The following is a 21,319-nucleotide window of genomic DNA, read 5'->3' on the forward strand; positions in this document are numbered from 1 at the left end:
CGGTGAGAGCGTGCGGTCGAGCACTCTGGAGTTCTTGGGGGGACCGTCGGCGTGCGAGGAGCTCCCCCATATGACCCAGCGGATCACCCCCAACATCTGGTGCGACCATGCTGCCGAGGAGGCCGGGGCCTTCTACGCGTCGGTGTTCGACCGCACCACTTCGCGGGTCGTCGCGCGCTACCCCGTCGACGGACTGCCGGAGTTCCAGCGCTCGTTCGCTGGGAAGCCGCTCACCGTGGACGTGGAGATCGACGGCTACCGGATCACCTTGATCAACGCCGGATCCGAATTCGCGCCGAACCCGGCGATCTCGTTTCTGTTGAGTGTGGATCCGCGCCGCTTCGACGATGAGAATGCCGCGCGGGCCTGGATCAACCGCACCTGGACCAGACTCGGCGAAGACGGCCTCGTGCTGATGGACATCGGGGAGTACTTCTTCAGCGGTCTGTACGGCTGGGTCGAGGATCGTTACGGGGTCAGCTGGCAGCTGAAGCTGATGGACCGCGATGCCGAGCCCGCGCCGCTGATCACCCCGATGCTCGTGTTCGGCGGGCCCGTGCGGAACAGGTCGCAGGAGGCGATCGGGCTGTACGGCGAGCTGCTGCCGCCGTCGGGGATCACCCGTCAGGTCGAGTATCCGGTGACCGAGCCTCCGCACGTCGACGAGCCGATCATCTACTCCGAGTTCCTGCTCGCCGGGCAGCGCTTCGCGGCTTTCGATTCTCCCGTCGACAGGGACTTCACGTTCACTCCCGGGTTCTCATTGCAGATCGACTGCGACGGACAGGAGGAGATCGACCGGATCTGGGAGGCGCTCAGCGCCGTGCCGCAGGCCGAGCAGTGCGGCTGGCTCGTGGACCGGTTCGGCGTGAGCTGGCAGGTCGTGCCCGCGAATCTCGGCGAGCTGATGCAACGGCCGAACGCGTACGAGCACTTGATGCGTATGGGACGGATCGTCATCGCCGACCTCTGAGCCGCCCGGACCCCGGCCGCTCTGCCGGCGCCGGATCCCCTCGTTCGGGTCGCGATGACTTCGTTCAGGTCGCAATATCTGCTGTTTCCGGCGGCTGGGAACAGCAGATATTGCGATCTGAACTCGAGGATCGCGACCTGAGCCGGATCCGGGAGCGCGGCGAGCGGGTTCAGCGGATGGCGAGGAAGCCCAGCACCGCGCTCGCCACGGCCAGCACGGCGAGGACGATCGCCGGGGTCGCCGTCTCCTTGCGGCGCAGGTGCACGACGACGGCGCCGAGCATGATGACTGCGAGACCGGTGCCGGCGAGCGGGGTGAGGATCGGGGCGATCCCGGTCGCGAGCGGCAGGATGAGCCCGATCGCGCCCACGACCTCGAGGGCGGCGATCGCCTTGATCGAGCCTGCGGAGAAGTCCTCGGTCCAGGCCATCCCGCGCTCGGCGAGCACCGGCTTCGGGGTGATCAGCTTCATGCCGCCGCCGCCCAGCATGGCGAGGGTGAGCAGCGCGTTGACGATCCACAGGGCGATCAGCATGAGGTTCCTTCTTGTTATCGATCGTCACCTTGTTACGATCAGTAAGTAAAGAATGGGGCATCGTGGGGACGCGTACAAAAGGCACATCGGTGTCACCGGCGCACAGGGGCAGAACCGTGAGCGAGCCGGCGCCCGCCGCGCCTGCGGATCTCTCCGAGTACGAGCGCTCGTGCGAGGGGCAGCCAGGCGGTCCCGAGGTGGGGCGCATGATCCGCGACGTTCTCGACCGGGTAGGGGACAAGTGGTCGCTGCTGGTCGTCGCCACCCTCGGCGACGACGTGATGCGGTTCAGCGACCTGCTGCGGCACATCCCCGGGATCTCCCAGCGCATGCTCACCCTGACGCTGCGCCAGCTCGAGCGCGACGGGCTCGTGATCCGCACCGCCTACGCAGAAGTCCCGCCACGGGTGGAGTATCGGCTCACGGCTCTCGGCAGCACCTTCGTCGAGATCGCGCACACGATCGCACAGTGGGCGATCGCCAACCACGCCACGATCGAGCAGTCCCGCGCCGACTACGACGCGCGCTGACGTCCGCTCGCAGCCCCTCAGGGTTTCGAAGCGCGCAAATGGCTGGATCCGGGCCGGATCCACAGCAAAGTGCGCGCTCTGAAACGACAGGGGAGCGGCCCGGTCAGCGGTGGTCGCGGTCGTGGTGCTGACCGGACTCGTCGCCGCTCGCGATGCGCTCGGCCTCGCGAGCGCGCAGATCCACGCGGCGGATCTTGCCGGAGATCGTCTTCGGCAGCTCCGGCACGAACTCGATGATCCGCACCCAGAGGTGCGGGGAGAGCTGGCCTCGGGCGTAGGCGAAGATCGAGCCGGCGGTCGCGGTGAGGTCGTCGTGCGCCGACGCGGTCAGCAGCACATACGCCTTCGGCACCGCGAGGCGGGTCGGATCCGGGCTCGGCACGACCGCCGCCTCCATGACGTCCGGGTGCTCGAGCAGCACCGACTCGAGCTCGAAGGGCGAGATCTTGTAGTCGGACGCCTTGAACACGTCGTCCGCGCGCCCGACGTACGTCAGGTACCCCTCGGCGTCGCGGGTCGCGATGTCGCCCGTGTGGTGGAAGCCGCCCTCGCGTGAGCGCGCGGTGGCATCGGGATCCGCGTAGTACCCGGCCATGAGCCCGAGCGGGCGCTCCGCGAGGTCGAGGCAGATCTCGCCCTCGGCCACGCCATCCGCGTCGCCGTCCACGCGCGCCCCGGTGACCGGATCCACCAGCACCACCGGGTATCCGGGCAGCGGGCGACCCATGGATCCGTCCTTCACGACCTGACCCGGCGAGTTGCCCACGCAGGCCGTCATCTCGGTCTGCCCGAAGCCGTCGCGGATCGTGCCGCCCCAGGCCTGACGCACGCGACCGATGACCTCGGGGTTCAGCGGTTCGCCGGCGCCGACGAGTTCACGCGGCGGGTGCGGGAGTCGTCCGAGATCGGCCTGGATCAGCATGCGCCACACCGTCGGCGGGGCGCAGAACGTCGTGACGCGGTGCTGCTCCATGACCTCCATGAGCGTGTTCGCGTCGAAGCGGTCGTAGTTGTAGACGAACACGGTGGCCTCGGCGAGGAACGGCGAGTAGAAGCTCGACCAGGCGTGCTTGGCCCAGCCGGGCGAGGAGATGTTCAGGTGCACATCGTCCTCGCGCACGCCCAGCCACCACATGGTCGACAGGTGCCCGACCGGATACGACACGTGCGTGTGCTGCACGAGCTTCGGCCGGCTGGTCGTGCCCGAGGTGAAGTACAGCAGGCTCGTGTCACCGGCCGGGGTGGGACCGTCGGGTTCGTAGTCGTTCTCGGCGTCGTTCGAGCCGGCGAAGTCGTGCCAGCCGGCGGGCGCCGCCGCGCCAGACGTGTCGGGCACGGCGATGCGCTCGATGTCTTCGGGCAGCTCGGAGACGCGGTCGGCGAGGGATCCGAGCGTCACGATCGCGCGTGCCTCGCCCTTCTCCGCGCGGTAGGCCAGATCCGCGGGGGAGAGCAGCGTCGAAGTGGGGATCGCGACCGCCCCGACCTTGGTGAGGCCGAGCATCGTCTCCCACAGATCGATCGTGTTGCCGAGCATCACGATCACGTGGTCACCGCGGCGGATCCCGAGGCCCTGCAGCCAGTTAGCGACCTGGTTCGAGCGGCGCGCGAGCTCGCCGTAGGTCCAGCTTCTGCTCGTCAGATCGGCCGAGACGATCTGCACCGCAGGCCGGTTCGGCGCCTCGCCGGCCACGACGTCGAACCACTCCAGGGCGAAGTTGAACTCGGGCAGCGCGGGCCAGTGGAAGACCGCGCGGGCGCCCGCGTAATCGGAGGCGTGCGCGAGCAGCAGGTCGCGGGCGGAGCGGATCGCGGCGGTCGCGGCTGTGGCGGGGCGGGGCTGGCTCATGGAGCCATCTTCGTCCGGATCCCGCGGATCCGCGCGCCTTGATCGCCGTTTCGAAGCGCGCGAATGACCCTTCCCGGCCTCGGGTCACGGCAATTCGCGCGCTTCGAAACGGGGCGGCCCGCCGCGGCGACGCTCGATACGCTGGCAGGGACCCTCTGCATCCGCTGAACGGAGACCCATGAGTGCCCCCTCGAGCCCGCTGTTCGTCCCCATCGGCAATGAGCCGCGCGACTACGCCTGGGGCCGGGTGGACGGCGTCGCGGGCGTGCTCGGGACCGCGGGCACCGGTGGCCCGGAGGCGGAGCTGTGGCTCGGCGCGCACCCCGGATCCCCGGCGCGCACCGTCGCCGGCGAACCCTGGGCGACGCTGCTGGACTGGGAGAACGAGAGCGGCTCCCGCCTGCCGTACCTGCTCAAGATCCTCGTGTCGGGCGCGCCCCTGTCGCTCCAGGCGCATCCCACCCCGGCCCAGGCCGAGACCGGATTCGCCGACGAGAACGCCCGTGGCATCCCGCTCACCGCCGCGCACCGAAACTACAAGGATCCCTATGCCAAGCCCGAGCTGATCGTCGCCCTCGAGGACGGCTTCGAGGCGCTGTGCGGCTTCCGTCCCGTCGCCGAGATCCTCGCCGATGTGGACGCCCTCGCGGCGCGTTCCGGATCCGACTCGCTGGCGCCCTGGCGCGAGGAGCTGGCCGGCCCCGACGGGCTGCGCGCCGGGTTCTCCTGGCTGCTGGCCGGCGGTGCGGCCGTGGACCTCGCCGTCGCCGCACTCGTGGCCGCGGCGTCGGGTGACGGCCGCTTCGAGCTGATCACGCGCCTCGCCGAGGCCTACCCCGGCGACCCCGGCATCGCCGTCGCCCTGATGCTGCACCACATCACGCTCGCCGCGGGGGAGTCGCTCTGGCTGCCCGCAGGCAACATCCATGCCTATCTGCGCGGTGCCGGCGTCGAGCTCATGGGCCCGAGTGACAACGTGCTGCGCGGCGGGCTCACCCCCAAGCACGTCGACACCGCCGAGCTCGAGCGCGTGCTGACCTTCACCGCGTCGGAGGACGACCACCTCGTCCCCGTCGAGATCGCCGAGAACGTGCGCAGTTACCGGCCACGCATCCATGCCTCCGGCGCTGGCGTGCCGTTCGAGCTGATCGCGGTCACCGGCGCCGCCGCGATCGCGCTGGCCGGCCCCTCGATCGCGATCGCCACGGACGGATCGTTCACCCTGTCCGCCGGCGACGAGACAGCGGACGTGCCCCGCGCCGCCTCCGTGTTCGTGAGCCGGGCGGCGCACGTGCAGGTGACCGGATCCGGCCGGCTCTGGATCGCCACCGCGGGCTGACGCGACGTCCGCGCGAGCGCGCGGCGTTTCGTCGCTTCGACTCGCTGCGCTCGCTCAGTGCGGCGCTCGGCCGGCCTCGCCCGGTCCCTGAGCCTGTCGAAGGGCGCTCGACGACCCCGCGGGAAGCGTCTTCGCGGCGCGGAACCCCGTAACGTATTACCGTGAATCACCCCGTCTCCCGTCGCCTCCTGGGACTGTCCGTGCAGGAGTGGGCCCTCGTCGGGATCACGATCATCTGGGGCGGCACGTTCCTCGTCGTGCACACGGCGATGCAGCATTCCGGGCCGTGGTTTTTCGTGGGGTTCCGGTTCCTCGCCGCGGGAGTGTTCGCCGCGGCCGTCTTCTGGCGCTCGCTGCGCGGGATGACGTGGCGCGAGCTCGGGGCCGGCGCGGCCATCGGCGCCGCGATCTACGGCGGCTACGGGCTGCAGACCGCGGGCTTGCAGACGATCGACTCCAGCACCAGCGCGTTCATGACCGCGTTCTACGTGCCGCTCGTTCCGCTGCTGCAGTGGCTGGTGCTGCGCAAGCCGCCGAGGGCGCTGACCCTGGTGGGGGCGGGCCTGGCGTTCGTCGGCCTGCTGCTGGTGGCCGGCATCGGATCCCGCGGCATCCAGCTGGGCGAGGGCGAGATCCTCACCCTCATCAGCACGCTGCCGATCGCGGGGGAGATCATCCTGATCAGCCTCTTCGGCGGGCGCTTCGACGTGGGGCGGCTGACGGTGGTGCAGCTGCTCACCGCGTCGCTGCTGGGCTTCGCCACCATGCCCGCCGTCGGCGAGGCGATCCCCGCCTTCGACCCGGTCTGGCTGTTCGCCGGTCTCGGCATGGGCGTCGCGAGCGGTCTGATCCAGCTCACGATGAACTGGGCGCAGCGCTCGGTCTCCGCGACCCGCGCGACCATCATCTACACCGGCGAACCGGTGTGGGCCGGGGTGGTCGGGCGCATCGCGGGGGAGCGGATCCCGCCGCTCGCCATCCTCGGAGCGGCCCTCATCATCGCGGGCACCCTGCTCAGCGAGCTGCAACCGCGCCGCAAGGACGGACGCACCGCCGAGGATCCGGATCCGGATCCGGATGCGGAAGCGGGCGATCGGGATCCGGATGCGCCGGAGCCCGCCTCCCGAGCGGGCGCCTAGGATCCCGCGCGTAGACTGGCAGGGTCCGCCCGTCCATCGGGGCGGCCGTAGAACCCGTCGAAGCGGTTGCTGAGGCCTGGTCCCCGAGACCGCGCGACGGGCTCGAAGCACAGGGACCCGAGGATCCGTCATGCCCGCCACCCGCACGTTCCAGCTGCGCACGATGTCCATGGGCACCGTGCAGCTCGCGCGCGCCGTTTTCGCCGCCGTCGCGGCGCTCATGATCACGTTCACCGCGGACCACTCGGCGGTCGTCGGGCTCTCGGTGTTCAGCGGTTTCGCTCTCGTCACGGCGCTGATCCACATGCTCGCCGCATGGCTGGTGGCGCCCGCGGGCTGGCGCTGGCCGCACGTGCTGCTCGCCGTGATCTCCGTCATCACCGGCATGGCCGGGGGAGTGCCCGCGTGGCGCTCCACGCCCCTGTTCTTCGTCGTCGTGATCGCGTGGGGTGCGCTGAGCGGGCTCGTCGAGCTCCTCGCCGGACTCCGTGCCCGCCGTCAGGCCCGCGCCGGGACCGCGCCGGCGGTCGTCGCCGACGGCGCCCGCGACGCGATCCTGATCGGGTCCCTGAGCCTGGCGCTCGCGGTCGGTCTGCTGTGCGTGCCGACGACCTACGCACTCAACTACTCCATCGCCGAGGCCGGCTCGTTCACGCTGACCGGGATCACCCTGGCCGTGGGCATCTTCGGCGCGTACGCGGCCGTCGTCGCGGTGTTCCTCGGCATCGCAGGGCTCAGCCCCCGCTCCCGCTCCACTGGTTCGGGCATCGACACCGCCGGCACGGCGCCGGCCGAGAACGAAGGATCCGCATGACCGAGAAGACCAGGCGCAGGGATCTGTTCCGGCCGGTGCAGCTGATCGGGCTGTCGCTGCTGTGCGGCGTCTTCGCCGGCGTCGTCACGCTGATCGCCACGGGCGCCTTCACCGACAAGGTGATGCGCGCCGTCGACAAGGGCACCTACGCGGCCATCCCGCCGTGGAACCTCGCCTTCATCGTGACCGGCGGGATCTTCATCGCGGCCCTGCTGATCCTCTCGATCCTGATCCTTGCGGTGGATCCGGCGGACTTCACCAAGACCCACGACCGCCCGGTGCTCTATGACAAGGTCGACGACACCGCAGCCGCACCGGGAACGACGGGCACGGTCGATGCCGACTCGGACGACGCATCCGGGTCCGCGGAGGGCGACGCGCCGAAGGCGTAGTCGACCGGGAATAGCCCGGATCCGGAACGCCTTGACCCCAGGGTGAGCATGACGATCGATCGCGCCTCTGTCGGACTCCGATCCGATCGCGGCCCGGTGCTGCTCTCGCTCATGCTCGCGATGGGTCTCATCGCGATGGATGCGACGATCCTGGCCACGGCCGTGCCGAGCGTGGTGCGCGACCTCGGCAGCTACCAGCAGTTCCCCTGGCTGTTCTCGATCTACCTGCTCGCGCAGGCCGTGAGCGTACCGATCTACTCCAAGCTCGCCGACACGGTCGGCCGCAAGCCGATCGTGCTCTTCGGGATCGCCCTGTTCCTGGTCGGATCCATCCTGTGCGGACTCGCGTGGAGCATGACCTCGCTCATCCTGTTCCGATTGGTGCAGGGGGTCGGCGCAGGGGCCGTCGGGCCGATGGTCGCGACCATCGTCGGCGACATCTACACGCTGTCCGAGCGCGCCGTCGTGCAGGGATACATCGCCAGCGTCTGGGCGCTGTCCTCGGTGATCGGCCCGGCGCTGGGCGGGTTGTTCGCCCAGTTCGACGCCTGGAGGCTGATCTTCTTCATCAACATCCCGCTCTGCCTGATCGCGGGATGGATGCTGGTGAGGCATTTCCATGAGCAGATCGACAAGCACCGGCATCGGATCGACTATCTCGGCGCGGGGCTGCTGACGATCGGTCTGACCGGCATCATCCTCGGCATCCTCGAGGGCGGCAACGCCTGGGCCTGGCTGTCGGTCCCGAGCCTGGTCTGCTTCGTCGGCGGTGCGCTGGCGCTCGTGGCCTTCGCGCTCGTGGAGCGCCGCGCGGCCGAGCCGATCATCGACCTGCGGCTCATCTCGCGCCGCCTCATCCTCACCACGACGCTCGCCTCGCTCGCGATCGGCGCCCTGCTCACGGGCATCACGAGCTTCGCGCCGGCGTATCTGCAGGGTGCGATCGCGGTGCCGCCGCTGCTGGCAGGGCTCGCCGTGGCCGCGCTCACCCTGGGCTGGCCGCTCTCGGCCGCCAACGCCGGGCGGCTGTATCTGCGGCACGGGTTCCGCTTCACGGCGCTGATCGGGGCGTCGATCGCCGTGCTCGCCGCGATCGGGCTGGCGCTGATCGGGCCGTATCCGAACGCCTACACGCTCGCCGCGGTCGCCTTCGTGATCGGCTTCGGCCTGGGCTGGACCGCCGCGCCCACGCTCATCGTCGCGCAGGCATCCGTCGGCTGGGGCGAGCGCGGCGCGGTCACCGGGATGAACACGTTCGCCCGTTCGGCCGGCAGCGCCGTGGGCGTGGCGGTGTTCGGTGCGATCTCGAACGCGATCATCGCCTCCGGTGGCGGATCCGAGGACCCGGCGACCGTCGTGCACGCCTCGACCTGGGTGTTCATCGCGGCGGCCGTGACCGCAGCGCTCATGCTGGTGGCGATCCTCGCGATGCCGAAGGACCGCGCCGGCGAGCACTCCGGCGCGCCCGCAGCCGCACCCGCCGAGGCCTGAGCCCGGTTACTTCGCGAGCGTCTCCGCGAGCCCCACGTACGTCGCCGGGGTCAGCGCGAGCAGGCGCTGCTTCGCGGCGTCGCCGATCTCCAGGCCCTGCACGAACTCGGCGAGGTCGGCCGCACCCACACGGTGACCGCGGGTGAGCTCCTTGAGTAGCGCGTACGGATCCTGGATCGTGGAGCGCCCGGCGACGACCTCCGCGCGGATCACGGTCTGGATGGCCTCGGCGAGCACCTCCCAGTTGTGGTCGAGGTCTTCGAGCAGCACGTCGCGGGAGAGCGAGATCTCGTTGAGGCCGCGGCGCAGATTGTCCAGGGCGAGCAGCGAGTGCCCGAAGGCGACGCCGATGTTGCGCTGCGTGGTCGAGTCGGTGAGATCGCGCTGCATCCGGCTCGTGACGAGGGTCTGCGACAGGGAGTTCAGCAGCGCACCGGACAGCTCCAGGTTCGCCTCGGCGTTCTCGAAGCGGATCGGGTTGATCTTGTGCGGCATGGTCGAGGATCCGGTCGCGCCGGCGACGGGGATCTGCGCGAAGTAGCCGAGCGAGATGTACGTCCAGATGTCGGTCGCGAGGTTGTGCAGGATCCCGCCCGCATGGCGCACGTGGTCGTACAGCTCGACCTGCCAGTCGTGCGACTCGATCTGGGTGGTGAGGATGTTGAAGTCGATGCCGAGCCCCTCGATGTACTCGCGGGCGATCATCGGCCAGTCGACGTCGGGCTCAGCGGCGAGGTGCGCAGACCAGGTGCCGGTCGCGCCGGAGAACTTGGCGAGGTACTCGGATCCCTCGATCCGCTTGACCACGCGCTCCAGGCGCCACGCGAACACCGCGAGCTCCTTGCCCATGGTCGAGGGCGTCGCCGGCTGGCCGTGCGTGCGGGACAGCATGGCGGCGTCGGCGTGTTCGACCGAGAGCTCGCGGAGCTTGGCGATCACATCCTGCAGCGCGGGCAGCCACACCCGCTCGACGGCGCGCTTGACGGTGAGGGCGTAGGAGGCGGAGTTGATGTCCTCGCTCGTGCAGGCGAAGTGCGTGAGCTCGGCGATGGCATCCAGGCCCAGCGCCGAAAGGCGGTCGCGGACGAGGTACTCGACGGCCTTCACGTCGTGGCGGGTCACCGCCTCCTTCTCGGCGAGCCAATCGATCTCGGCCTGGCCGAAGTCGCGGTACAGGCCGCGCAGACGGTCCTTGTCGGCCTCGGCGAGCGGCGCGGTGCCGAACAGAGCGCGGTCCGTGAGGGCGATCAGCCACTCCACCTCGACCTCGACGCGGGCACGGTTCAGGCCGGCCTCGGAGAGGTAGTCGGCGAGCGGGGCGACCGCGGCGCGGTAGCGGCCGTCGAGCGGGCTGAGAGGCTGGACGGGAAGCGAGGCGGTCACGGGGTGTCCTCCGGAAGAGTCGTGGATCATGCCGTCGGTCCGATACTCCGCGGTGCCGTCACGGGCGAGGAGACGTCACGGACGCGGCGGTCGGATGGCGGGTTCGAGCTGGCCGAACAGGCCGTGGCTCGCTCTCTCGATCATACCGAGCACCTCGTCGAACACCCGGGCGTCGGCGTAGTAGGGGTCCGGCACATCCAGCACGGTCGGATTGTGCTCGAACGAGAGCAGCAGGGTCACTTTGCCCTCCTCCGACTCGTCGCGCGCCCACTGCTTCAGGATCCGCTCGTGAGTGCGGTCCAGGGCGACGACGAGGTCGTTCTCGGCGAAGGAGTCGTAGGTGAACTGGCGCGCGCGATGCTTGGTTCCGTCGTAGCCGCGGCGGGCCAGGGAGTCGATCGTGCGACTGTCGGCCTGCTCGCCCACGTGCCAGTCGCCCGTCCCGGCGCTGGTCGACACGATCCGGTCGCCGAGGCCCTGCTTGGCGGCGATGTCGCGGAAGACGACCTCCGCCATGGGGGACCGGCAGATATTGCCCGTGCACACGAAGATCACGCGGAACGGGTCCGACTCGGTCATGGCTCCATTGTGCCGTAACGAGTCCGTGCCGTAACGAGTCGGGCGGCCGAGCGCGGCGCGGCGGAGCGGGGCGGCGGAACGCAGGCGGCGAAGCGCGGGTGGCGAAGTGCGCGCCGTTCGTCCTCCACATGGCCGGGGATCCGCGGGCTCTGCACGGGTCACGGGAACCTCGTCCTGCGCGGACTCGGCCTCCGGCAGAGTCGCTGTCATGTTCGCCATCGCTCCCGTCACTGCCGAAGGATCCTGGATGCTCGCGGAGGCCATGCTGCGCTGCGACCGCGCGCGAGAGCGGCTGGATCGCGCGCTCGCCGATCTGCGCGCGCTCGCGGCCGACTGCGCGTGGAAAGCCCGCGCGATCGAGCTGATGCTCGAGCGATGCGCCGCGCAGCAGCGTGAGCTCGTCGGCGTGCTCGACCAGCTGGAGTCGATCCAGTCCGGGTTGCGGGCGGGGTGACGTCATGGGAAGCGACGTGGAGATCACGCATGGCGGCATCGTCGCCGTGGATCCCGACGACCTGCGCGCGATGGCGGGCCGCATACGCGCCGACTCCGCCGCCGTTCAGGTCGCCCGGGAGGAGCTGCTGGAGATCCCGACGATCCTGCAGTCGTCGGCCCTGCCGCCAGGGTCACGGTATGGCGCGACCATGCCGATGTGGCCGGCGGCGAACCGCCTGGACGCAGTCGGCGCCGAGCTGGACGAGCTCGCGAGTGACACCGTGACCATGGCCGACATCTTCGAGATCGCCGAGCTCCGCGCTCAGCGCGAGATGTCGGGCGTGACGGATCCGGAACTCGTGAAGCGCTCGCAGCATCGGATCGAGGAGATCCTCGCGCAGAACCCGCGCCTGGTTCAGGCCCGGCGCGAGCTGTTGAAGACCTGGGCCCAGGGGGCATTCGAAGGCTTCACGGCGACGCCGGGAAGCCCGCTCAGCGAGACCAGCGGGACGGCCTGGGACATCCTCTCGACCTTGAGCCCGGCCCTGCGCCTCGCGCTGCTGAACGCAGGGGCGGCCGAGGCTGAACTCTCCCAGTGGGCGCTGCTTCTGCTGATGTCGGTGGCGCCGAGGATGGGACAGACACCGCGCGTGCCGCTGATGCCGACACCGGGGGTGGTGCTGGTCGACGGCGCCGCCGGTCCCGGTGCCCCCGGGAGGGGCGCAGCGGAACCGCGCCCCGGAGACCTGCTGCTCAGTCGCACGCGCACACCCGGATTCGTCGCGAGCAGTTCAGGGGGTGCGGGCGCGAGCCCCGGTGCGCTCCCCGTTCCGACGGCGCCGACGACCCTGGGCGACGCCGTCGCCCGCATTCCGTATGGCCAGGCGCCTCAGGTGCGCGTCGAGAAGTACGCGCTGGCCGACGGATCCTCGCGGTTCGTCGCCTACGTCGACGGCACCCGCCCAGGACAGCCCCAGTCGGAGCCCTGGGACATGAACTCGAACGTCCAGGCGTACGTCGAGCGGAAGGAGTCCGATTCGTACAAGGCGACGGTCGCGGCACTGCATGCGGCGGGTGCTGACGAGACGACGCCGGTCGACCTCGTCGGATATTCGCAGGGCGGCATGAACGTCGATCTCGTCGCGCAGTCCGGCCAGTTCGATGTGCAGGGCGTGTACACGGTCGGGTCGCCGACGGAGCCCGCGCTGCCCGAGAACGTGGACCACGTCGCGGTCCGGCACACGGACGATCCGGTCGCCGGGCTCGCCGGAGGGGGACGGCCCGACGGGTTGGGATCGTCGCAGGGGCTGGTCATCACGCGCACGACCCTGCCGGGTCATGGGATCGACCTGACCATGCCGGCGCATCAGCTCTCGGCGTACCAGGAGACGGTGCGCCTGGCCGAGCAGTCCGGGGATCCGCGGATGGACGCGATCCGTGAGCACTTCTCCGTCTACGAGGGCGCCGCGCTGACCGACTCGACCGATTTCACGGCGACGCGTGTGCCCGGAGCGAAGTGACCGACGGGCGACTGCCGACGCGAGGGCGGGGCGGCCCCGGGACCGCCTCAGCGGTCGCGGTCGCGCTGGCGCTGAGGGCGCAGGATCGCGTTGAAGACCGCGTTGATGATGGCGATGAGCAGGGCGGCGACGATGGTCCAGCCGAACCCGCCGACGTGCAGCCCCCAGCCCCAGAAGCCGGTGATCCACGCGGCCAGCCAGAGCAGGAATCCGTTGATCACGAGCGAGATCAGCCCGAGGGTCAGGATGTAGAGCGGGATCGCCACGATCTTCACCACGGTGCCGACGATGGTGTTCACGATCGCGAAGACCGCTCCGATCGCGAGCAGCGTGACCAGCAGGGGCACCATCCCGCCGGGCGGGTAAGGGGTGACCGTGACCTCCAGGATGGTGATCAGGCTGACGACCCAGATGGCGAAGGCGTTCACGATGACGCGGATGAGAAACCTCATGATGCCGATTCTCGCATCCGAACCCGGGATCCGCCGGGGAGATTCGGACCGGCCGCCCGCCGACGGATCCGCCGGCGGAATCGGCTCGACGCCGGCGTCTGCGGCAGCGGGGACCCCGGTGTCCCGCCCGTCAGGAGATCTAGACTCGACCCGTGAGCGAAGAGATCCTGCCCCGCATCCGCGAAGAGATCGCGGCCCTCCCGCCGTACCGCCAGGGCAAGCAGGCCGGTGCCGACGCCTTCAAGCTCTCCAGCAACGAGAACCCGTTCGAGCCGCTGCCCTCGGTGCTCGCCGCGCTCGCCGACGCGACGCCGATGAACCGCTATCCCGACGCGACCGCCGGTGCCCTGCGCGCCCGGCTGGGCGAGCGCTACGGCGTCGCGCCCGATGCGGTGCACGTGGCCTCGGGCAGCGTCGCGATCCTGTACCAGCTCGTGCTGGCCGCGGCGACGGTCGGCGACGAGGTCGTCTATGCGTGGCGCTCGTTCGAGGCCTACCCCGGGCTGCCGCTGGTGGCCGGGGCGACCGGGGTGCAGGTGCCGCTCACCCCCGGCGCCCGCCACGATCTCGACGCCATGGCCGCCGCCATCACCGAGCGCACCCGCGTGGTGATCGTGTGCACGCCGAACAACCCGACCGGTCCCATCGTGACCAGCGCCGAGTTCGCGGCGTTCGTGGCGAAGGTGCCGCGGGACGTGCTGATCGTGCTCGACGAGGCCTACGCCGAGTTCGTCACCGCGCCCGATGCCGTCGACGGCCTGGCCGAGCGCATCTTCGAGGCACACCCCAACGTGGTCGTGCTGCGCACCTTCTCCAAGGCGTACGGGCTCGCGGGCCTGCGCGTCGGCTACGCGATCGGGCACCCGCGCGTGCTGGACGCGGCCCGCACCACGGCCATCCCGTTGTCGGTCACCGCCGCCGCCGAGCGCGCCGCGATCGCCAGCCTCGACGCCGAGGACGAGCTGCGCGCCCGCGTCGCAGTGATCGTCGAACGTCGCACCGAGCTCGTCGAGGGCCTGCGTGCACAGGGCTGGGACGTGCCGGACGCCCAGGGCAACTTCGTCTGGCTGCCCACCGGCGAGGCGACCGCCGACGTCGCTGCGGCCTTCGAGGAGGCCGGCCTCATCGTGCGGGCGTTCCCCGGGGACGGGATCCGCATCTCGGTCGGCGAGGCGGAGTCGCTGCCCCGCGTGCTCGCCGTGGCCGCTGCCCAGCGCGCCTGATCCTGCCATAGCCATGAGTGCGAAGCCACGGGATGCTGGCGCGGTTGTGCCGACGTTCGTGGATTGGGTTTCGCGACCCGTCGGCTGAACCCAGCGATACCATGGTACTTTGGTACCCATTGATGGTGGGGGTGAGTGGATGGCAGCAACGGCCCCGATCAAGGTCGACGCCGAAACGGATCGACTGATCGCGAACGCAGCGCATTTCTTGCAGCGTTCCAAGAAGGATGTCGTTGACGCGGCGGTTCGAGAGTTCATCGAGGCGCACCGTGACGAAATCCAGCATGGTGCGCTCGATGCGTTGCGCCTTCTCGACGGAACGACGCGCGCGGCAACTCGGCTGCTCGCCGATGCGACCGATGATGAGCTCGACAGCCTCGGAGGATTCTCCGGAGAACGTTGACGACTCGGATCCGGCGGCAGCGTAGAACGTCGGAAGTCGCCGGTAGCGTCTCCTCATGTCCGATCACGTCAGACCCACGCGGCGAGCACTCGACGATCTCGGCGTCGAGTTCCCGCCGGTCGATGTCGAGCTTCATGGTCTCGACCACCCGCTCGTCCGCAAGGCCCAGGCGATTCCTGGGGAGGTTGCGGCAGGGGGTGCGGAACGGATCAGAGCCCTCGACGATCAAGCGTGGTTCAAGGTCAAGATACGGGATCTGCGGGGCGTTTCTGGCGAGTTCGAGGTGCCCGAAGCCCTTTCCCGCGAGGTGTCTTCGCCGCTGCCTGGGACCGGCTGGTGGTTGGCTGCAGCCGGCTTTCGGCAGGGTGATACCCCGACGAAGGACTTCTATGCACGACTTCAGGAAGAGTGCCGCCGAGCGGCAGTCGGGTCGACACGGGTGGTCAGTTCCGTGCATCTTGAGCCGGCCCCGGTCGACTACCGACGATGGCAGGTGGAATCCGCCGCGATCGTCGCTCTGGGTCTGCGCCGCAAGGTTCGGGAGGCGATTGCACGGTCGGCGCAGACGGGCATGCTGTGGATCGCGACGATCGGCACCTTCCGGCTCGGCGCGCTCGTCAAGCACCAGGAGGGTGAGACCTACCTTGCCGTGACTGCCGAGGGATTCTGGGACCATCGGCTGCTCGCGGTCATCCTTGATGCGGTGCCGGGCGTGGCGGCGGACGACTGGCAGATCGAGCCGGGTTCCGTCGACGACATCCCATTCGCTGAAGGCCAACTCGTCTACTCGGCGTTAATCGGTGCCGAGACGCTCGCGGCAGTCTTGGAAGAGATCGACGGCCACTTTCTATGACCACACGGCATTGCAAGGCCTTCCACGTAAAAAAGCTAGGGGGACCTGGCATTAATACGTGGGACACCTGGATATCCGCGCGCCCGCATGCGTCCGTGGGGATCGTCACACACGCCTCGGGATCGTTTGTGCGCACCCTCCACCGCAGACGGGGAAAGCTCGGTTACCGTAGACAAGGTGACTGACGCCGATATCCCCACCGTCCGCGTCCTCGATGCCGACGGCCGCTTCGCTCCGAACCCCGCCGCGGAGGAGTACCTGCCCCTCATCGAGGCCCTGCCCGATGGCGAGCTCGAGCAGCTCTACCGGGACATGGTCGCGATCCGCGCGATCGACACCCAGGCCACGAACCTGCAGCGCCAGGGCCAGCTCGCACTGTGGCCGCCGAGCCGGGGGCAGGAGGCCGCCCAGGTCGGATCCGCCCGCGCCGCCCGCCCGCAGGACACGATCTTCCCCTCCTACCGCGAGCACGCCGTCACCCGCATCCGCGGCGTGGATCCGGTCGACATCATCAAGCTCATGCGCGGCACCTCGAACGGGGGATGGGACCCGACGGATCCGCGCAACGGCAACACCCGCATCTACACGCTCGTGCTCGGCTCGCAGACCCTGCACGCGACGGGCCTCGCGATGGGGATCGTCTTCGACGGCAAGTGCGGATCCGGTGACGTCGACCGCGACCAGGCCGTCATGGTCTACTACGGCGACGGCGCCTCCAGCCAGGGCGACGTGCACGAGGCGATGGTGTTCGCGGCGAGCTACCAGACCCCCGAGGTGTTCTTCCTACAGAACAACCACTGGGCGATCTCCGTGCCGGTGTCGACCCAGTCCCGGGTGCCGCTCGTCCAGCGCGGCGCCGGATACGGCATCGAGTCGATCCGCGTCGACGGCAACGACGTGCTCGCGAGCTACGCGGTCACCCGCCGCGCCCTCGACGAGGCGCGCACCGGCCAGGGCCCGCGCGCGATCGAGGCCGTCACCTACCGCATGGGCGCGCACACCACGAGCGACGACCCCACGAAGTACCGCGGCAGCGACGAGGAGCAGGAGTGGGCGCTGCGCGACCCGATCGACCGCATGCGCGCCTACCTGGAGCACCGGGGAGCCGCCGGATCCTTCTTCGCCGACGTCGAGTCCGAGGCCGCGGACGCCGCCGAAGACCTGCGCGTGCGCACGCTCGAACTCGGCTCTCCGACGGCCGAGGCGATCTTCGACAACGTGTACAGCGACCCGCACCCGCTGATGGCCGAGCAGAAGGCATGGCAGGCGCAGTACGAGGCTTCGTTCGGGGCCGGCGCATGAACGCCCGGGCCTCGGTATCGAGGATGATTCGCACTCTGCAGGAGATTCAGGACGGATCCGTCCTGGATTCCTGCGATCGTCCTGCAAACGTGAAGGGATCCCGCGCATGACAACCGTGGAGACGACCACCGGCATCGAGACGATGCCGTTCAGCAAGGCTCTGAACGCGGGTCTTCGCAAGGCCATGGAGGACGACCCCCGGGTGCTCCTCATGGGCGAGGACATCGGCGCACTCGGCGGTGTCTTCCGCGTCACCGAGCACCTGCAGCGCGACTTCGGCCCGCAGCGCGTGCTGGACACCCCGCTCGCCGAGTCCGGCATCGTCGGCACCGCGATCGGCCTGGCGATGGGCGGGTTCCGCCCCGTCATCGAGATCCAGTTCGACGGCTTCGTCTTCCCCGCCTTCGACCAGATCACCACGCAGCTCGCGAAGATCACGGCCCGGCACGAGGGCAGGGTCTCGATGCCGATCGTGATCCGAATCCCCTACGGCGGGCACATCGGCGCCGTCGAGCACCACCAGGAGAGCCCCGAGACCTACTTCGCGCACACCCCGGGCCTGCGCGTGGTCTCGCCGTCCACCCCGAACGACGCGTACTGGATGATCCAGGAGGCGATCGCGTCGAACGATCCCGTGATCTTCCTCGAGCCGAAGAGCCGGTACTGGCCCAAGGGCGAGGTCGACCTGTCCGCCCCGGCGCTGCCGCTGCACGCCTCGCGCGTCGTGCGCCGCGGATCCGACGTGACCCTGGTCGGGCACGGCGCCATGGTGTCGACCCTGCTGCAGGCCGCGGCGCTCGCCGAGGCCGAGGGCACGAGCTGCGAGGTCGTCGACCTGCGTTCCCTGTCGCCGGTGGACTACGGCCCCATCCTCGATTCGGTGCGCTCCACAGGCCGCATGGTCTACGCGCAGGAGGCGCCGGGATTCGTGAGCCTCGGCAGCGAGATCGCGGCGACCGTCATGGAGCGGGCGTTCTACGCCCTCGAAGCGCCGGTGCTGCGGGTCTCGGCCTACGACACCCCGTTCCCGCCGGCGAAGCTCGAGAGCACCTACCTGCCGGATCCGGACCGGATCCTCGAGGCCGTCGACCGGTCTCTGGCGTATTGATGACCTCCTCCGGGGGTTCCGAACTCAGTCGATCTGGTCGGCTTCCGCCCGTTGCGGTCGAATCCGCACGATACTGACTGAGTTCGGCACACTCCGACCGAGAGATTCCCTCCGAAAGGAACTCTGATGAGCACCCAGACCTTCACCCTGCCGGACGTCGGCGAGGGCCTCACCGAGGCCGAGATCGTCACCTGGAAGGTCGCGCCCGGCGACGCGGTGGCCGTGAACGACGTGATCTGCGAGATCGAGACGGCCAAGTCGCTCGTGGAGCTGCCTTCGCCGCACGCCGGCACAGTCGGCGAGCTGCTCGTGCCAGAGGGGAAGACGATCGACGTCGGCACCCCGATCATCACGTTCCTGACCTCGGCTGCCGAGCCGGCCGCCCCCGCCGCGGCTCCCGCTGCTGCCCCGGCGGAGGAAGGTTCCGGATCCGTGCTGGTCGGTTACGGCTCCGGCGCGGAGGCGACCTCGCGCCGCCGCCGTCCCGCCGAGCGCCCGGTGCGCTCCTCGGTCGGGGTGATCGCGAAGCCGCCGATCCGCAAGCTCGCGCGCGATCTCGGCGTCGACCTCACCCAGGTCGCCCCCTCGGGGGCGGACGGCGAGGTCACCCGCGACGACGTGATGAAGCACGCCGAGCAGGCCAGCGTGTTCCGCAACATCCAGACCCCGGAGTGGGGCGACGTGCGCGAGGAGACCGTGCCCGCGCCGCAGCCCGCGCCGGTGGGCCTCGCCCGCGGGATCGCGCCCTCGACTGCTCGCGCCGGCGCCGACGAGAGCCGCACCGAGTCCATCCCGGTCAAGGGCGTGCGCAAGGCGACCTCCTCGGCCATGGTGCAGAGCGCCTACTCCGCCCCGCACGTGACCGTGTGGAAGGAGGTCGACGCGACCCGCACCATGGAGCTCGTCAAGCGGCTCAAGGCCTCACCCGACTTCGCCGACATCAAGGTCTCGCCGCTGCTGATCGTCGCCCGCGCCGTGATCTGGGCCGTGCGCCGCACCCCGATGGTCAATGCCGCCTGGATCGACACCGCCGACGGCGCCGAGATCGCGGTGCGCCACTACGTGAACCTCGGGATCGCCGCGGCCACCCCGCGGGGCCTCCTCGTGCCGAACATCAAGGATGCACAGGACCTGGGCTTGAAGGACCTCGCGCGCGCTCTGAACCGGCTCACCCTGACCGCACGCGAGGGAAAGAGCACCCCGGCGGACCAGCAGGGCGGCACCATCACGATCACCAACATCGGCGTGTTCGGGATGGACGCGGGCACCCCGATCATCAACCCGGGCGAGGCGGGCATCGTGGCCATGGGCACGATCAGCCAGAAGCCGTGGGTCGTCGACGGCGAGGTGCGCCCGCGCTGGGTGACCACGGTCGCCGGATCCTTCGACCACCGCGTCGTGGACGGCGACGGCATGAGCCGCTTCATCGCCGACGTCGCCGCCGTGCTCGAGGAGCCCGCGCTGCTGGTGGACTGACGCGGGCGGAGCCGGATCCGGTCTCATCGGGGTCGTTGAGCGAGCACCGAGCGCAGCGAGGAGAGAGACGAAACGCGGCACTGTTGCGGACCGACTCTGTGAGATCGCCGCGTTTCGTCTCGGTCGCCTTCGGCGTCCTCGCTCAACGACCTTTGAAGCGCTGCGCCACGAGCTGGGGCAGGCCGAAGGCGCGCGCTGAGGCGAGGGCCGTGGAGACCGCGCCGGCGAGTACGATGTCGGCGCCGAGGCGTGAGCGCAGGATCGCCGGCGCCGGCAGGTCCAGCAGCGGGCGCAGCACGTCGCGCGCGGCGTCGAGCACGGGTTCGATGTCCTCGGCGATCGCCCCGCAGATGATCACGCGCTCGGGGTCGTAGGTGCTGCCGAGCACGGCGACCACCCGGGCCAGATAGGCGCCGGTCTCGCGCACCACCCTCGCCGCATCCGGATCCCCGGTCGCAGCGAGGGCGAGGATGCGATCCGCCCGGAGCCCTTCCGTGGCGAGCGCGGCGAGAGCGCCGTCGGCCTCGGCGTCGCCGGAGTCCAGCAGCTCGTCCGCGATACGCGTGATCGTGGGGCCGAGGCCGTGCGCGGAGTCCACCCCGCGCACGTGGTCGAAGAGCACCATCTCGCCCACGCCGCCGTGTGCGCCGTGCAGGATGTGCCCGTCCACCACGGCGCCCGCGCCGAAGCGCTCGCCGGCGATGAGCGCGATGTAGTCGCGGCACCCGACGGCCTCGCCCAGATCGCCCTCCGCGGCGGCCGCGAGCACGGCGTCGTTCTTGATCTCGACCACGGGCGCCCATCCGGCGAGAAGCTCGGCGAGGCCGGGGTTGGTGCGCTCCCAGAAGCCGTCGGGGTGGGGCGGGGAAGAACCGTTGCGTGCCACGGGAGCCGCGACGCCGGCACACAGGGCGAGGATGCCGTCGCGGGGGACGCCGCTCGCGGACAGCGCCGCGTCGAGGTGCTTCAGGATGGCGGTCCGGCGCTGACCCACCGTGTGCTGGCGATCCAGGTCGGTGCGCACGTGCGCGAGCGGGGTGCGCGCGAGGTCGGTCACGGTCACGCCGAGGTGCGTGTCGCCGGCGTCCAGGGCGATCACGGCGCCGAGGTCGGCGGGCAGCTCGAATCTGCGGGCGGGGCGTCCGCCCGAGTACTCGCCGGCGTCGCGGGCGTTCGGGAGCTCGCGCACCACGTCCGCCGCGACGAGGGTGTCGATCGCGTCGATCGTGGTCGAACGGGTGAGCGAAGCACCGGCCATCGCCTCCGTGGCGGTGAACGGCCCGCGACCCCACGCGAAGTCGAGCACCTGGCCGAGGCTCGGCCTGCTGACGGCGGACGCGGTGGGGGCGTCGCGGCCCGAAACGAGCGCGCCTTCGGGACCGGCGTCGGCGGCGACGTCGGGTGCCGTGTCGGGCGCGGCGGATCTCGGCATTCGTGCTTGACCTCTCGGGTGACCTCTGTCAGAGTATCCCTTGCCCGAGTTGATTCGGGAACAAAATCTAATCTCCGGAACAAGGATCTCG

General features: G+C 70.1%; 21 protein-coding genes. 15 read left to right on the forward strand and 6 right to left on the reverse strand.

Translation table 11 applies throughout. The features are described 5' to 3' along the window. Positions 1 to 70: 70 nt before the first annotated feature. On the forward strand, positions 71 to 973 hold the full coding sequence (locus AB4078_RS17420; RefSeq protein WP_440732601.1) for a VOC family protein: 903 nt from the start codon (positions 71 to 73) through the stop codon (positions 971 to 973). 169 nt (positions 974 to 1,142) lie between these two features. Here AB4078_RS17420 and AB4078_RS17425 read toward each other — a convergent pair whose 3' ends face one another. Then, the gene (locus AB4078_RS17425; RefSeq protein WP_441978179.1) at positions 1,143 to 1,508 is read right to left on the reverse strand and encodes a DoxX family protein; all 366 of its coding nucleotides are present in this window, start codon (positions 1,506 to 1,508) and stop codon (positions 1,143 to 1,145) included. A gap of 116 nt (positions 1,509 to 1,624) precedes the next feature. On the opposite strand from AB4078_RS17425, the gene AB4078_RS17430 reads away from it, so the two are divergent. Next, a complete protein-coding gene (locus AB4078_RS17430; RefSeq protein ID WP_440732599.1) occupies positions 1,625 to 2,038 on the forward strand; it encodes a winged helix-turn-helix transcriptional regulator in 414 nt (137 codons plus the stop codon). 103 nt (positions 2,039 to 2,141) lie between these two features. On the opposite strand, the gene AB4078_RS17435 is transcribed toward AB4078_RS17430, so the two are convergent. Then, positions 2,142 to 3,887 carry an AMP-binding protein gene (locus tag AB4078_RS17435; protein WP_441978180.1) on the reverse strand — a complete coding sequence of 582 codons (1,746 nt, stop codon included), beginning with the start codon at positions 3,885 to 3,887 and terminating at the stop codon, positions 2,142 to 2,144. Positions 3,888 to 4,065: 178 nt separating this feature from the next. On the opposite strand from AB4078_RS17435, the gene manA reads away from it, so the two are divergent. The 5 genes from manA to AB4078_RS17460 all read left to right on the forward strand — a co-directional run bounded on the left by manA (position 4,066) and on the right by AB4078_RS17460 (position 9,062). After that, complete coding sequence (gene manA, locus AB4078_RS17440; RefSeq protein WP_441978181.1) at positions 4,066 to 5,226, forward strand: mannose-6-phosphate isomerase, class I; 1,161 nt, start codon at positions 4,066 to 4,068, stop codon at positions 5,224 to 5,226. A 161-nt stretch (positions 5,227 to 5,387) separates the two neighbouring features. Beyond that, complete coding sequence (locus AB4078_RS17445; protein WP_441978182.1) at positions 5,388 to 6,365, forward strand: DMT family transporter; 978 nt, start codon at positions 5,388 to 5,390, stop codon at positions 6,363 to 6,365. Between the two features lie 130 nt (positions 6,366 to 6,495). Then, positions 6,496 to 7,179: an acyl-CoA synthetase gene (locus tag AB4078_RS17450; protein ID WP_441978183.1), complete on the forward strand. Its 684-nt coding sequence runs from the start codon at positions 6,496 to 6,498 to the stop codon at positions 7,177 to 7,179. Further along, entirely contained in the window at positions 7,176 to 7,571 is a 396-nt protein-coding gene (locus AB4078_RS17455; protein ID WP_440732594.1) for a hypothetical protein, read from the forward strand. The genes AB4078_RS17450 and AB4078_RS17455 overlap by 4 nt, the downstream gene beginning before the upstream one ends. Positions 7,572 to 7,619: 48 nt before the next feature. Then, positions 7,620 to 9,062, forward strand: a complete 1,443-nt coding sequence (locus AB4078_RS17460; protein WP_441978184.1) for an MFS transporter — start codon at positions 7,620 to 7,622, stop codon at positions 9,060 to 9,062. A gap of 6 nt (positions 9,063 to 9,068) precedes the next feature. Here the strand turns inward: AB4078_RS17460 and purB are convergent, their stop codons facing one another. Next, complete coding sequence (gene purB / locus AB4078_RS17465) at positions 9,069 to 10,475, reverse strand: adenylosuccinate lyase (RefSeq protein ID WP_440733201.1); 1,407 nt, start codon at positions 10,473 to 10,475, stop codon at positions 9,069 to 9,071. 45 nt (positions 10,476 to 10,520) lie between these two features. Further along, positions 10,521 to 11,024, reverse strand: a complete 504-nt coding sequence (locus tag AB4078_RS17470) for a low molecular weight protein-tyrosine-phosphatase (RefSeq protein ID WP_440732592.1) — start codon at positions 11,022 to 11,024, stop codon at positions 10,521 to 10,523. 247 nt (positions 11,025 to 11,271) lie between these two features. Between AB4078_RS17470 and AB4078_RS17475 the strand changes: the two genes are divergently transcribed. Next, positions 11,272 to 11,478 carry a hypothetical protein gene (locus tag AB4078_RS17475; RefSeq protein WP_441978185.1) on the forward strand — a complete coding sequence of 69 codons (207 nt, stop codon included), beginning with the start codon at positions 11,272 to 11,274 and terminating at the stop codon, positions 11,476 to 11,478. Between the two features lie 4 nt (positions 11,479 to 11,482). Next, a complete protein-coding gene (locus AB4078_RS17480; protein WP_441978186.1) occupies positions 11,483 to 12,979 on the forward strand; it encodes a hypothetical protein in 1,497 nt (498 codons plus the stop codon). Between the two features lie 47 nt (positions 12,980 to 13,026). On the opposite strand, the gene AB4078_RS17485 is transcribed toward AB4078_RS17480, so the two are convergent. Further along, on the reverse strand, positions 13,027 to 13,431 hold the full coding sequence (locus AB4078_RS17485; protein ID WP_440732589.1) for a phage holin family protein: 405 nt from the start codon (positions 13,429 to 13,431) through the stop codon (positions 13,027 to 13,029). A gap of 152 nt (positions 13,432 to 13,583) precedes the next feature. Between AB4078_RS17485 and AB4078_RS17490 the strand changes: the two genes are divergently transcribed. From AB4078_RS17490 to AB4078_RS17515, 6 genes are all read left to right on the forward strand, one after another. After that, the gene (locus tag AB4078_RS17490) at positions 13,584 to 14,654 is read left to right on the forward strand and encodes a histidinol-phosphate transaminase (RefSeq protein ID WP_441978187.1); all 1,071 of its coding nucleotides are present in this window, start codon (positions 13,584 to 13,586) and stop codon (positions 14,652 to 14,654) included. Between the two features lie 139 nt (positions 14,655 to 14,793). Beyond that, positions 14,794 to 15,057, forward strand: coding sequence for a hypothetical protein (locus tag AB4078_RS17495; RefSeq protein WP_441978188.1), 264 nt, complete (start codon positions 14,794 to 14,796; stop codon positions 15,055 to 15,057). 55 nt (positions 15,058 to 15,112) lie between these two features. Next, positions 15,113 to 15,910, forward strand: a complete 798-nt coding sequence (locus tag AB4078_RS17500; protein WP_441978189.1) for a hypothetical protein — start codon at positions 15,113 to 15,115, stop codon at positions 15,908 to 15,910. A 177-nt stretch (positions 15,911 to 16,087) separates the two neighbouring features. Further along, on the forward strand, positions 16,088 to 17,212 hold the full coding sequence (locus tag AB4078_RS17505) for a thiamine pyrophosphate-dependent dehydrogenase E1 component subunit alpha (protein ID WP_441978190.1): 1,125 nt from the start codon (positions 16,088 to 16,090) through the stop codon (positions 17,210 to 17,212). A 106-nt stretch (positions 17,213 to 17,318) separates the two neighbouring features. Then, positions 17,319 to 18,320, forward strand: a complete 1,002-nt coding sequence (locus tag AB4078_RS17510) for an alpha-ketoacid dehydrogenase subunit beta (RefSeq protein WP_441978191.1) — start codon at positions 17,319 to 17,321, stop codon at positions 18,318 to 18,320. 126 nt (positions 18,321 to 18,446) lie between these two features. Then, positions 18,447 to 19,796, forward strand: coding sequence for a dihydrolipoamide acetyltransferase family protein (locus AB4078_RS17515; RefSeq protein WP_441978192.1), 1,350 nt, complete (start codon positions 18,447 to 18,449; stop codon positions 19,794 to 19,796). 142 nt (positions 19,797 to 19,938) lie between these two features. Here AB4078_RS17515 and AB4078_RS17520 read toward each other — a convergent pair whose 3' ends face one another. After that, positions 19,939 to 21,228, reverse strand: coding sequence for an ROK family protein (locus tag AB4078_RS17520; protein ID WP_441978193.1), 1,290 nt, complete (start codon positions 21,226 to 21,228; stop codon positions 19,939 to 19,941). Between the last annotated feature and the right edge of the window lie 91 nt (positions 21,229 to 21,319).

Origin of the sequence: Microbacterium sp. 2MCAF23, from assembly GCF_052115565.1 — a bacterium.
GTDB lineage: Bacteria > Actinomycetota > Actinomycetes > Actinomycetales > Microbacteriaceae > Microbacterium.

Excerpts from the sequence above, each read along its gene's own strand:
- AB4078_RS17420 (WP_440732601.1), top strand. The coding sequence starts at position 71 with ATGACCCAGCGGATCACCCCCAACATCTGGTGCGACCATGCTGCCGAG.
- AB4078_RS17425 (WP_441978179.1), bottom strand. The coding sequence starts at position 1,508 with ATGCTGATCGCCCTGTGGATCGTCAACGCGCTGCTCACCCTCGCCATG.
- AB4078_RS17435 (WP_441978180.1), bottom strand. The coding sequence starts at position 3,887 with ATGAGCCAGCCCCGCCCCGCCACAGCCGCGACCGCCGCGATCCGCTCC.
- manA (WP_441978181.1), top strand. The coding sequence starts at position 4,066 with ATGAGTGCCCCCTCGAGCCCGCTGTTCGTCCCCATCGGCAATGAGCCG.
- AB4078_RS17450 (WP_441978183.1), top strand. The coding sequence starts at position 6,496 with ATGCCCGCCACCCGCACGTTCCAGCTGCGCACGATGTCCATGGGCACC.
- AB4078_RS17455 (WP_440732594.1), top strand. The coding sequence starts at position 7,176 with ATGACCGAGAAGACCAGGCGCAGGGATCTGTTCCGGCCGGTGCAGCTG.
- AB4078_RS17460 (WP_441978184.1), top strand. The coding sequence starts at position 7,620 with ATGACGATCGATCGCGCCTCTGTCGGACTCCGATCCGATCGCGGCCCG.
- purB (WP_440733201.1), bottom strand. The coding sequence starts at position 10,475 with ATGATCCACGACTCTTCCGGAGGACACCCCGTGACCGCCTCGCTTCCC.
- AB4078_RS17470 (WP_440732592.1), bottom strand. The coding sequence starts at position 11,024 with ATGACCGAGTCGGACCCGTTCCGCGTGATCTTCGTGTGCACGGGCAAT.
- AB4078_RS17475 (WP_441978185.1), top strand. The coding sequence starts at position 11,272 with ATGCTCGCGGAGGCCATGCTGCGCTGCGACCGCGCGCGAGAGCGGCTG.
- AB4078_RS17480 (WP_441978186.1), top strand. The coding sequence starts at position 11,483 with ATGGGAAGCGACGTGGAGATCACGCATGGCGGCATCGTCGCCGTGGAT.
- AB4078_RS17485 (WP_440732589.1), bottom strand. The coding sequence starts at position 13,431 with ATGAGGTTTCTCATCCGCGTCATCGTGAACGCCTTCGCCATCTGGGTC.
- AB4078_RS17495 (WP_441978188.1), top strand. The coding sequence starts at position 14,794 with ATGGCAGCAACGGCCCCGATCAAGGTCGACGCCGAAACGGATCGACTG.
- AB4078_RS17500 (WP_441978189.1), top strand. The coding sequence starts at position 15,113 with ATGTCCGATCACGTCAGACCCACGCGGCGAGCACTCGACGATCTCGGC.
- AB4078_RS17510 (WP_441978191.1), top strand. The coding sequence starts at position 17,319 with ATGACAACCGTGGAGACGACCACCGGCATCGAGACGATGCCGTTCAGC.
- AB4078_RS17515 (WP_441978192.1), top strand. The coding sequence starts at position 18,447 with ATGAGCACCCAGACCTTCACCCTGCCGGACGTCGGCGAGGGCCTCACC.
- AB4078_RS17520 (WP_441978193.1), bottom strand. The coding sequence starts at position 21,228 with ATGCCGAGATCCGCCGCGCCCGACACGGCACCCGACGTCGCCGCCGAC.